7 protein-coding genes are annotated in these 12101 nt (G+C 70.9%); 5 read left to right on the top strand and 2 right to left on the bottom strand.

What is annotated here, in order from left to right; genetic code table 11:
• Positions 1–45: 45 nt before the first annotated feature.
• Positions 46–1965 (top strand): VanW family protein, encoded by a 1920-nt coding sequence (locus ABZ532_RS20580; protein WP_361285370.1) that lies wholly within the window; start codon positions 46–48, stop codon positions 1963–1965.
• 34 nt (positions 1966–1999) lie between these two features.
• Here ABZ532_RS20580 and ABZ532_RS20575 read toward each other — a convergent pair whose 3' ends face one another.
• Positions 2000–2701 carry a TetR/AcrR family transcriptional regulator gene (locus ABZ532_RS20575; RefSeq protein WP_361285367.1) on the bottom strand — a complete coding sequence of 234 codons (702 nt, stop codon included), beginning with the start codon at positions 2699–2701 and terminating at the stop codon, positions 2000–2002.
• A gap of 126 nt (positions 2702–2827) precedes the next feature.
• Here ABZ532_RS20575 and ABZ532_RS20570 point away from each other — a divergent pair, with 126 nt between their 5' ends.
• Both ABZ532_RS20570 and ABZ532_RS20565 read left to right on the top strand, forming a co-directional pair.
• On the top strand, positions 2828–4066 hold the full coding sequence (locus ABZ532_RS20570) for a saccharopine dehydrogenase C-terminal domain-containing protein (RefSeq protein ID WP_361285363.1): 1239 nt from the start codon (positions 2828–2830) through the stop codon (positions 4064–4066).
• A 119-nt stretch (positions 4067–4185) separates the two neighbouring features.
• Positions 4186–5808, top strand: a complete 1623-nt coding sequence (locus tag ABZ532_RS20565) for an FAD-binding oxidoreductase (protein WP_361285360.1) — start codon at positions 4186–4188, stop codon at positions 5806–5808.
• A gap of 26 nt (positions 5809–5834) precedes the next feature.
• Here ABZ532_RS20565 and ABZ532_RS20560 read toward each other — a convergent pair whose 3' ends face one another.
• A complete protein-coding gene (locus tag ABZ532_RS20560; protein ID WP_361285357.1) occupies positions 5835–7847 on the bottom strand; it encodes a transglycosylase domain-containing protein in 2013 nt (670 codons plus the stop codon).
• A 316-nt stretch (positions 7848–8163) separates the two neighbouring features.
• Here ABZ532_RS20560 and ABZ532_RS20555 point away from each other — a divergent pair, with 316 nt between their 5' ends.
• A complete protein-coding gene (locus ABZ532_RS20555; protein WP_361285354.1) occupies positions 8164–9387 on the top strand; it encodes a SpoIIE family protein phosphatase in 1224 nt (407 codons plus the stop codon).
• Between the two features lie 76 nt (positions 9388–9463).
• On the top strand, positions 9464–11926 hold the full coding sequence (locus tag ABZ532_RS20550; RefSeq protein WP_361285351.1) for a SpoIIE family protein phosphatase: 2463 nt from the start codon (positions 9464–9466) through the stop codon (positions 11924–11926).
• Positions 11927–12101: the final 175 nt, after the last annotated feature.

Here is a 12101-nt window from a genome sequence, read left to right as displayed (position 1 = left end):
GCCCCAAGAGGGCCCCTCCGGTCGGCGGGTGCCGCAGGGAGAGATATGGGAGAGGCACTCCGCAAGGCGGGCATCCGGCGGATCGCTCTGCCCCTCGCAGGAGGAGTTGTCGTGACCGGGCTGGGCCTCTACGCGGCCGGCCTCGCGGCCGCGGACATACCCGACGGCACCCGGGTGCGTGGCATCGACATCGGGGGCTTGAGCCGAGCTGACGCCCAGCGCACCCTTGACCGCACACTCGGCTCGGACTTCGCCGAGCCCGTCGCCCTGACCATCGGTGACCGCACGGAGCAGGCGGCCCCCGGCGCACTCGGAATGTCCCTGGACACGGCCGCGATCATCGACCGCGCCGCCGAACCGGCATCGGACCCCGTCACCGTGATCCGCAGGCTCGTCGCATCCCCCGAGCGGGACATCGAGCCGGTCGTCCGCATCGACGAGAAGGAGGCCCGCGCCGCGATCGACCGCATCGGCGGGACCGCCGAGCGGCAGGCCCGCGACGGAGCCATCAGCTTCGAGAACGGCGCGGCGCGCGCCACCGCACCGGTCACCGGAGCCACGCTGGACCGGGCCCAGGCGCTCGCCGCCGTCCGGGAGGCCTCCCTGCGCCCCGCGACCGGCGTCAAGAAGATCGTCCTGCCGGTCAAGCGGACGCAGCCCAGGATCGGAGCGAACGAGACGGAGCGGGCGATGCGCGCGATCGCCCGCCCCGCGATGTCCGCCCCCCTCACGCTCACGCTCGGCGACCAGCGGATCACCATCACCCCCGCCACGCTCGGCAGGCACCTGGTGATGAAGCCCGCCGGCAGCGGCACGACCGGCAGGTCCGGCAAGGGCATCAGCCTCACCCCGTCCCTCGACGTGCACGGCCTCATCACCGACCCTGCCGTCTCCGAGCCGCTGCGCCAGGCCTCCCAGGGGCCACGCGACGCGCAGTTCCGCCTGGACGCCCACGACCGCGTCGTGGTGGCTCAGGAGGCCCGGGTAGGACGGCCCGTCACCGAGAAGGCATTCGGTGATGCCGTTCTGCCCCTGCTCACCCGTTCCGGCAAGGCCCGCACCGGAGAGATCGCGGCACGCGCCATCCAGCCGCGGCTGACCTCGGCATCGGCCCGCCAGCTCGGGATCACGGAGAAGGTCTCCTCCTTCACCGTGCGCTTCCCGGCGGCTCCGTACCGCATCACCAACATCGCCCGGGCCGTGGAGCGCATCAACGGCTCGCTCGTCCTGCCCGGCAAGGAGTGGAGCTTCAACCGGACCGTGGGCGAGCGGACCAAGGAGAACGGCTTCGTCGACGGGATCATGATCAATGACGGCCGGTACGTGAAGTCGCCGGGCGGCGGTGTCTCCGCCGTCGCGACCACGATGTACAACGCCATGTTCTTCGCCGGCGTCAAGCCACTGGAACACGGCGCACACTCGTTCTACATCGAGCGCTATCCGGAGGGCCGCGAGGCCACGGTCGCCTGGGGCACTCTCGACCTGCGCTGGAGCAACGACTCGGGCCGCGCCCTCTACATCCAGGCCACGTCCACCGACACCTCGGTCACCATCACCTTCCTCGGTACCAGGAAGTACGACGAGATACGCGCGACCAAGGGTCCGCGCACCCACATCAAGCCCCCGGCCATCCGCAAGGACAGCGGTCCCACGTGCGAGGTCCAGACCCCGCTCGAAGGCTTCGACGTCTCCGTCGGACGTGTCTTCGTCCAGGACGGCCGTGAGGTGAAGCGGGAGGACTACGAGACCCACTACACGCCCCGTGACAAGGTCAGCTGTACCCCGGAGAAGCCGGCCGGCACCCAGACACCGGCCGCGACGCAAAGCCCGGCTGCTACGAAGACCCCGGCCTCCGCGAAGAACGCGGCGTCCACGACCACCTCGGACCAGCCCGACGTGCAGACCCCGGACCAGCCCGACCCGCAGCACACGGAAGCCGCGGCCACGAGCACCGGCACCGGCTGAGCCCGCCCCGCTGTGCGCGACGCGCCGCTACACCTCAGCGCGCGGCGAGCCGCGCGGCCGCGCTCTCGATCAGCATGTCCAGAGCGGCGGGATACGCGCTGACGTTCATCTCCGCGACCAGGTAGGGCGCCGCGGGCGCGATATGCGGATGCGTGCTCGCGGGCAGCCGGGCGTAGGTCGCCCGCCACACGGCCTCGTCCGCACGCCGGGCTGCCTCGGGCAGTGCGAGCGCGGCCGCGTCCAGGGCGGCGAAGGCCAGTGTCTGGTCGATGAAGCAGTGGTAGACGCGCACCGCTTCGGGCGTGGGGAATCCCGCCCGGCGCAGCACACCCAGGATGACCTCGTCCGAGGCGATCTCGTGCGCCCTGCCCGAGACCCTGCTCGCCGTCAGAACCGCGGCCTGAGGGTGCGCCAGATACGCGGCGTGGATCCGCAGTCCGAGCGCCCGCAGATCCGCCTGCCAGTCCTGCGTCGGTGACCACCCCCGCAGCGCCCGCCCGATGAGCGCGTCACCGACCGCCAGGGTCAGTTCGTCCATTCCGCGGAAGTACCGGTAGAGGGTGCTGGGATCCGCGCCCAGCGCCGCCCCCAGCCGCCGCGCGGTGAGACCCTCACCGCCGTGCTCACGAAGCATCCGCAGCGCCGTGTCCACGATCAACTGCTCGGTGAGCACCACGCCGCCCTTGGTGGGGCGCCGGCGGCGGCGCAGGTGCTCCGGCACCACCTTCTTCGGCATCGTCCGGCCCCTTACTCTCGGTCATCCTTATGCCAACGCCATTGACCGTACCAACGGCCCCTGCGTTTCATCCAGGTACGGGGCAGTGCCTCGTGCAGACTTCGGGCTGAGGGAAAGGACCTGGCTATGCGCGTTTTGCTGATCGGTGCCGGTGGGGTGGGGACGGCCTTCACCCGGATCGCCGCCCGTCGAGAGTTCTTCGAGCGAATGGTCGTCGCCGACTACGACGAGTCACGGGCGACGGCAGCGGTGGAAACCCTCGCCACGTCGGGGGAGGGCGCCCGGGTGGACGAGCGCTTCGCCGCCGCACGCGTCGACGCGTCGGACGAGTCCGCCGTCACCGCACTGCTTGAACACGAACGCTGTGACGTGCTGGTCAACGCCACCGACCCCCGCTTCGTCATGCCGCTGTACCGGGCGGCGCTCGCCGCCGGTGCCCACTACCTGGACATGGCGATGTCCCTGTCCCGGCCCCACCCGGAGCGCCCGTACGAGGAGTGCGGGGTCAAGCTCGGAGACGAGCAGTTCGCCCTGGCGGACGAGTGGGAGAAGTCGGGGCGCCTTGCCCTCGTCGGCATGGGTGTCGAGCCGGGCCTCTCCGATGTCTTCGCCCGCTACGCGGCCGACGAGCTCTTCGACACTCTCGAGGAGGTCGGCGTGCGCGACGGGGCCAACCTCACCGTCGAGGGCTATGACTTCGCCCCCTCGTTCAGTATCTGGACCACGATCGAGGAATGCCTCAACCCTCCGGTGATCTACGAGAAGGGCCGTGGCTGGTTCACCACGCCGCCGTTCAGCGAGCCGGAGGTGTTCGAGTTCCCCGAGGGCATCGGCCCGGTGGAGTGCGTCAACGTCGAGCACGAGGAAGTGCTGCTGATCCCCCGCTGGGTGGAGGCGGACCGCGTCACCTTCAAGTACGGACTCGGCGAGGACTTCATCAACACCCTGAAGGTCCTGCACCAGGTCGGCCTCGACCGTACGGACCCCGTGACGGTGCGGTCGTCCGACGGACCGGTGCAGGTCTCGCCCCGTGACGTGGTCGCGGCGGGACTGCCCGACCCGGCCAAGCTCGGGGACAGGATGCGCGGGAAGACCTGCGCGGGCACGTGGGCCAAGGGAACCAAGGACGGCAAGCCGCGCGAGGTCTACCTCTACCACGTCGTCGACAACGAGTGGTCCATGAAGGAGTACGGCTCCCAGGCCGTGGTCTGGCAGACGGCCGTCAACCCGGTGGTCGCCCTGGAGCTCGTCGCCACGGGAGCCTGGACGGGCAGGGGCGTGCTCGGTCCCGAGGCCTTCGCGCCCAAGCCCTTCCTCGACCTGCTCACCGCCTACGGCTCTCCCTGGGGCCTGCGCGAAGACTGAGGGCTCCGCAGCTCCCCGCTGGGTCACCGCTTCGAGACAAGTACCGCCGTACGGGAACCCACCCGCACCTTCCCGCCATCCTCCCCTCCGGATGCCAACCGAGGACGAGGGGCGGGGCGATGGGCACGACATCGGGGCGGGAAACCGGGACGGAAGCGGCACAGCGGGGAGCGGACGGCAAACGGCTCACGCGCCGGGTGCTTCTCGGCGCGGGAGCCGTCGCCGGGGTGGGCGCGGCAGCCGGCACGTGGACGGCGGGGGCGTCCCCCCTCGGCACGACCACCACCACGGCGGCCCGCGCACCCCGGCCCCCGCGTGCCGGAGACTGGGCAGCACTCGCCCGCGGTCTCGACGGCACGCTCATCAGGCCCGGCGCCCGTGACTACGACACCGCCCGCACCCTGTTCAACCCGCGCTTCGACGGGATCCGACCGGCCGGAGTCGCCTACTGCGCACGGCCGGAGGATGTGCGCGGCTGTCTCGAGTTCGCCCGCCGACACGAGGTGCCCGTGGCGGTGCGCAGCGGAGGCCACTCGTATGCGGGCTGGTCGTCCGGGCCGGGTCTGATCGTCGACGTGCAGAAGCTGGCATCCGTCAGGCTCTCCGGCGGTACCGCGACCGTCGGCGCCGGCGCCAAACTCATCGACGTCTACGCCCGGTTGACCGGGCACGGCCGTACCGTACCCGCAGGGTCCTGCCCCACCGTGGGTGTCTCCGGGCTGGCGCTGGGCGGTGGCATAGGCGTGGTCAGCCGCGCCTACGGTCTCACGAGCGACAGCATCACCGGCGCCCGGATCGTCACCGCCGACGGCAGGATCCGCGATGTGGACGCCCGCCGTGACCCCGACCTGTTCTGGGCCCTGCGCGGTGGCGGCAACGCCCAGTTCGGCGTCGTCACCGAACTCAGGATGCGCACTCACGCGGCCCCCACCTGCACGACCTTCTTCCTGAGCTGGCCCTGGGCGCGTGCCGAGGCAGTGGTGCGCGCATGGCAGCGCTGGGCGCCCACGGCGCCCGACGAGATCTGGGCGAACCTGCATCTGTCCGCGCCCGTCGGCGGACGACCGGGCTCGGTCCGGGTCGGCGGACTGAGCCTCGGCAGCCGCGGCGACCTGGAGAACCGCATCGACCGCCTTGCCGACGCCATCGGCGCGTCCGCGTCCTCGGTGTCCGTACGCACCCGCCCGTTCATGGACGCGATGAAGGTCATGGGAGGTGTCTCCGGCCTGACCACCGCCCAGTCCCACCAGCAGGGCACCCTGCCCGGCCGGAACCCGCAGGGTCGCGTTGCGCGCGAGTCGTACGCGGCCCGCTCGGACTTCTACACCCGGAGCATTCCCGCCGACGGCATCAAGGCGCTGATCACCCGGGTGGAACGGCTTGCCGCCCTCAGCGGTGGCGGCGCGGGAAGCATCGCGCTCGACGCCCTGGGCGGCGCCGTCGGGCGGGTCCCGGCGACGGACACGGCGTTCGTCCACCGCAACGCGCTGTTCCTCGCCCAGTACATCGTCTCCTGGCCCGACCGGGCCTCCGCGACCACCGTGGCCCGTCATCAGGCCTGGCTCGACGGCACCCACGCGGCGATGCGGCCCTGGGCGAGCGGACAGGCCTACCAGAACTACACCGACCCCAAGCTCAAGGACTGGCGGCGGGCCTACTTCGGGGCGAACGCCGACCGGCTGGCCCGAGTGAAGAAGGCATACGACCCGGGGCGGCTCTTCCGGAATCCCCAGTCCTTCTGAGCCGCCGCCCGGCCCGCGTGCCCGTCTCAGCCCGACGGCGGTGCCGGCACGGATGACGACGCCTCGGTCTTCGCCGAGTAGTCCGACCAGATCCGGGCGGGGAACACGGACCCGCGCTCCGAGTCCTCCCCGCCCGTACCCTCCAGCGGCAGCAGCGGCTTGCCCGGCGGTGACCGGAACATGGTCACCGCCGTGGACAGCCGGTCGGTGTACCCGGCGAACCAGGCTGCCCGCTGCGTCTCCTCGCCACCGGTGGAGAGCGCCGCGAAACCGCCCAGCGCGTTCTGCGCCGTTGACGCCACGGTCGTACGTGCCGCGTCGCGCAGCACCGAGGTGACATCGAGCGCCACCACGGCGTCCATCACCCGCCGCGCAGGCGGCTGCTGCAAGCCCTCCACCGGTGCGCCACCGTGCAGCACCCTGGTCACCGAGTACGGCTCGTACCTCAGACCGCCACCGGCGAACGTCGCATACGAGTTGGCGACGCGGATCGCACTCGGTGAGGAAGTGCCGAGCGCGAACTCACTGTCGCGGGGCGCCATGCTGCTCCGGAGCATCCCCGCGCCCACCGCCATGTCCTCGACCCGCTTCAGGCCCGTGTCCGATCCGAGCTTTCGGAAAGGCGTGTCGGCCGACGAGGCCATGGCCTCCCGCAGCGTCGGGAACCGCTCGGCCGCGGCCAGTGGAGCAGGCAAGGTCTGCCGGCCGCCGTCCACCGGCAGCAGACGCGATGACAGCCGTCCGGCCGCGTCGTAGAAACTCTCGGTGGACACGGACCGTACGCCGCCGTCACCGCCCCGCACACCGTGCTGCAAGGCGGTCGCCAGGACGAACGGCTTGAACACCGAGCCCGCGGGAACCCCCGCTGTGTCCGCGTTGTTGGTGAAGTGACGGGTCGCGTCCTCGCCCCCGTAGACCGCGACGATCGCCCCGTCGCCGGGCCTTACGGACGCAGCGCCGACCTCCACGAACCTGTCCTCGGCACGGGACTCGGGATCCAGCCCGCTCGCGAGGATCCCTTCCACGGAGCGCTCCAGCTCGCGCACCGCGTTCCTGTCGAACGTGGTGTGAACACGGTAGCCGCCACGGTCGAGGTCGGCGTCGGTGAGCCCGGTCTGCTTCTTGACGTACCGCTTCGCGAGGTCGACGAGATAGCCGGTCTGGCCGCTGAGGCTGTTGTCCAGGGACTGCTCGCGCGGTTCAGGGAACGCCGTGTATCCGGCGCGCTCCTGCGGCGACAGCATGCCCAGCTCGACCTCACGGTCCAGGATCCACGACCAACGCTCCACCGCCCGACGCCTGTTGCTCTCACCGAGCGCCGGATCGTAGGCGTTTCCGCCCTTCAGCAGCGTAGCCAGGAAAGCACCCTGACTGGGATTCACCTCAGCGACCCCCACCCCGTAGTACGCCCTCGCGGCGGCCTGGATGCCGTACGCGCCGCGACCGAACCAACTGGTGTTGAGATAGCCCTGGAGGATCTCGTCCTTGGACTTCCGGCTGTCCAGCTTAAGCGCGATACAGAACTCCTGCGCCTTGCGGGACAGCGTCTGCTCCTGCGACAGATAGGTGTTCTTCACATACTGCTGGGTGATGGTGGACCCGCCCTGGGTCTCCCGGCCCCGGGCCATGTTGGCGGCCGCACGGGCCAGCCCGGTCAGTGAGACACCGGAGTCGGTGTAGAAGCCCGCGTTCTCGGCGGCGATGGCGGCGTTGCGGACCGGCACGGGGACGGTGGCCAGCGGTACGTTCTGCCGGTTGACGGAGCCCACGGTCACCATCGGGCTGCCGTCGGCCCAGTAGTAGACATTGGCCTGCTGGCTGGCGGCGGCGTTCTCGCTCGGTACGTCGACATACGCGTAGACACCGGCGAACAGACCCAGAAGCCCCCCGACGAGGCTCAGGAACACCCCGAGGGACAGCCGCCACGACGGGACCCAGCGGCGGACACCGCCTCTGCCGGACCGGGGGTAGTCGATCCGACGCGGGCGCCCGATGCCCTGCTTGCGGCGTGAGCGTGGCGCAGTGATCACTTCGCGCATGGTGCGGCTGCTCCTCAGGTCTTGCGCCTTCCGGAGCCTTGCGCCTCCGGAAGGCCCTGCTCCTCCGATCAGGCTCCGCGAGCATCCGGCAGGAACTGCGCGGGTCTTGCCGAGCAGTACGAAGATCACGGGCGGCGCGTTGCCCTTCTCCGCTGTGAGGGAGTTCACACCCGTGCGTGGTCGCAGCGTCCGGCACGGAGCGGTCCCTCCGGGGCAGCCGCTGCGCGCGCGAGGGCCGGAAGCCTCGTAGATTGATCAGAGAGCCAGAGACACGGGGCCATGGTCCGTATGTCCGGAAGGGCAGGCGCGTGATGGCATGACTATCGACTACTCAGCGCTGTTCGCCGCCACGCCGAGCCCGTATCTGGTGCTGGACACGGACTTCGTCATCGTCGACGTCAATCGCGCCTACCTGCTCGCCACCTTCCGGACGAGGGAGGACCTGATCGGGCAGTACGTCTTCGACGCCTTCCCGGACAACCCCGCCGCCCCGGACATCGACGGGGTGGCCAATCTGGAGGCACCACCGCACCGCGTCGTGAACACCCGGGCGCCGGACTCGATGGCCCTCCAGAGGTACGACATCCCGCTCGTGGACGAGCCGGGCCGGTTCGAGGAGCGGTGGTGGTCCACGATCAACACACCGGTCCTGGACGCCCACGGCGCCACCGTCTGGATCATCCACAGGGTCGAGGACGTCACCGCTTTCATCCGCTCCCGCAACTCGGGAGGCAAGCCGAGCGAGCGGGAAGAGGAGATGGAAGCCGATCTCTACGCGCGGGCGCGTGAGCTCCAGCGGCTCAACGAGGAACTCCGCGATGCCCATGCCCGCGAACGCCAGGTGGCGCTCACCCTGCAAGAGGCCATGCTCCACGCACCCGACCTGGTCAAACACCAGGACATCGCGGTGCGCTACCTGCCTGCCATCGGCTCCCTCAACGTCTGCGGCGACTGGTACGACGTCGCCGACCTCACCGAGGAACGGTTCGCCGTGGCGGTCGGCGACGTCGTGGGACACGGTCTGGAAGCCGCAACCATCATGGGCATGCTCCGCAGCGCCCTGAGCGCGGCTACCCGGGCCGTCGCGGGCCCCGCCCAGGCCCTGGAAGCACTGGGGCTGTACGCCCGCTCCGTGGAAGGCGCCCTGGCAGCCACCGCGGCCCAGGTGGTCATCGACACCCGTAGCCGTCTGATCACGTACAGCAGCGCCGGACATCCGCCGCCCGTGCTGCTGCACCCCGGCGGCGAGTACCAGCTCCTGGACCAGGCGACCGGCCCGCCGCTGGGCGCCCGTCCCGCACATGTACCCCGGCCACAGACGAGCTGCTCCTACGGTCCCGACGCCACCCTGGTCCTGTACACCGACGGACTCATCGAACGCCGCGGCGAGGACATCGACTCGGGTCTCGCCAGGCTCACCGACGCGCTCGCCCGGTATCACCGGCTCGGCGCGGAGCGACTCGCCGACGCGGTGCTGGCGCGCCTCGGGGTCAGCGGCGGGGCCCGCGACGACATCGCGCTCGTCGTGGTCCGGCTGTGAACGCGTTGCGGGGACCCGGCGGCGGGCGGATTCTGGACATGATGAACCAGGCCGGTGGGGCGCCGTGAGCGCACGGATGGCAGCCGAGAACGGCGATTTCCGTGGCCCCCTGGACGTCACCAGGGCCGCCACGGTGGTGCTCGACAGCCGGGGCCTCGTCATCGGCTGGAGCCCCGCCGCGCAGAACCTGCTCGGCTACCGTCCCGAGGACGTCGTGGGCCGCTCCCTGGATGCGTTCCTGACCCCCGTTGCGGCGTCCCCCACCCGGGAGCCCGCCACCTCGCCCCACCACGGCTCCGCCGCACCCGCCGGCCTATGGCCCGACGAGGGGGACGTGTGCCTGGCAGTCCACCGGGACGGCCACCGCCTCCAGCTCGTCACCGTCGTGTCCCCGCTGACCGGCACGGCGGGGGAGGGGCAGGTCCTGGTGGCGGCGGAGCGCGGCGGACTCCGGCACTGGGAGTCCCGTTTCGCCCTGCTGCACGGCCTGGCCACGCAGTCGCCCGTCGGCCTCGCCATCCATGACACCGACCTCCATCTGACCTGGTGCAACGCCGCGTACGAGGAGGAGATCGGACTGCCGTTCGCCGCGTTCCGCGGCAAGCGGGGATCCGATCTGTACCCCGAGGGCAGATTCATCTCACCGGGCTACCCGGAACGGCTCGACGACGTCCTGCGCCATGTGCTCGAGACCGGTGAGGCGCTGCTCGACCTGCACTTCCGCGGTGAACAACCCAGCGACCCCGGCGTCGAGCACCTCTGGTCCTGCTCCTACTACCGGCTGCAGGACCCCGAAGGGCATGTGTTCGGGGTCTGCGAGGACGCCTTCGACATCTCCGAACGCTACGAGGCCCAGCGTCAGTTGAATCTTCTCGTGGAGGCGAGCCGTCATGTCGGTACGACGCTCGATGTCGTCGCCACGACCGAGGAGCTTGCCGAGGTGGCGGTCCCGGAGTTCGCCGACCGCGTCGACGTGGACATAGCCGCCCCCGTGCTGGAGGGCGAGGCACCGGGGACGCTCGGTCCGGACACGGTGCTGATCCGCACCGCCGGCCGCCGTGTCGAGCCCGGCACCGACGACACCCCGGACGCCGTGGTCCCGCACTCCCGGCCCTGCCGACCGGTGACCTACGCCCCGGACTCGCCGCAGCAGCGCAGCCTCGCGTCCGGAGGGCTGGTGCGCGAGGAGGACACCCTGGTGGTGCCGCTGCGGATCGGCGGCAACCCGCTGGGCCTCGTCTCCTTCGTCCGCGGCGACGGGGCGGGCGTCTTCGACGGCGGCGCGGTGGCGCTGGCGGACGAACTGGTCGCCAGGGCGGCGGTGTCCATCGACAACGCCCGCCGCTTCACCCGTGAACGGACGGCGGCGCTCGTCCTTCAGCGTCAGCTCCTGCCCCGCCATCTGCCGTCGAACTCGGCGGTGGATCTGGCCTATCGCTATCTGCCGACGGACGACGTGACCGGTGTGGGCGGCGACTGGTTCGATGTCATCCCGCTCTCCGGTACCCGTGTCGGACTGGTCGTCGGCGATGTGGTGGGCCACGGGGTCCATGCAGCGGCCACCATGGGCAGGCTGCGCACGACGGTCCGGGCGCTCGCGCCGCTCGACCTGCCCCCCGACGAGCTCCTCACCCGGCTCGACGACCTGGTGGTCCAGGCTGCCGAGGACCGCTCCGGCACCGTCACCGAATCCGCCACGTCCACCGCGTCGGTCGGCTTCACCGACAGCGAGGACGTGGCCACCGGTGCCACCTGCCTGTACGTGGTCTACGACCCGGCGTCCAGGCACTGCACCATGGCCCGCGCGGGCCATCCACCGCCCGCCGTCGTGCGCCCCGACGGGCAGGTCGCCATCCTGGATCTGCCCGTCGGTCCGCCGCTGGGGCTGGGCGGACTGCCGTTTGACTGTTTCGACATCGACCTGCCCGTGGGCAGTCTGCTGGCGCTCTTCACCGATGGCCTGGTCGAGTCGCGGGACCGGGATGTCGACGAAGGACTCGCCACCCTGAGAAACGCACTCGCCGACAGCAGCGGTTCGCTGGACGACATCTGCGACCGGGTGGTCACGGCACTGCTGCCGGAGGGCACGACCAGCGACGACTCTGCCCTGCTGCTGGTGCGCACCCGCGAGCTCGACTGCGGCAGGATCGCCACCTGGGATCTCCCGGCCGAGCCCGTGTCGGTCGGCCGCGCCCGGGAAGCCGCCGCGGAGCGCCTGCGGACCTGGGGGCTCGATGAGCTCGTGTTTCCCACCGAGCTGATCGTCAGCGAGCTGGTCACCAATGCCGTCCGGCACGCCGCGGGCCCGCTGCGCCTGCGACTGATCCACGACCGCGCGCTGGTGTGCGAAGTCGCCGACGCCGCACACACCTCCCCTCATCTGCGCCACAGCGCGGCCGACGACGAGGGTGGGCGCGGCCTGTTCATCGTCGCCCAACTCGTTCAGCGCTGGGGCACCCGCTACGGACCGTCCGGCAAGACCATATGGACGGAACAGGCTCTTCCTCGACCGGACGGAACCTTGATCACGCCCGACTGACGCCCAGTTGACACCCGATCCGGACGGCGCGAAGGACGAAATCCGGCCCGGCCGCTGATGTTTGGCACGACTTACCTTCGGAAACACCTTTCCACGCGCACACCGCAGCCCTCACCATGGGCACTTGTTCCCATAGGTAACAAACCGGAGGCGCTCCGGTGGCGGACCGGCCGGT

It is taken from the genome of Streptomyces sp. NPDC019396 (assembly GCF_040632375.1).
Lineage (GTDB): Bacteria > Actinomycetota > Actinomycetes > Streptomycetales > Streptomycetaceae > Streptomyces.
Note: the sequence above shows the minus strand (reverse complement) of the source record. Positions and strands in the feature narration are given on the sequence as shown.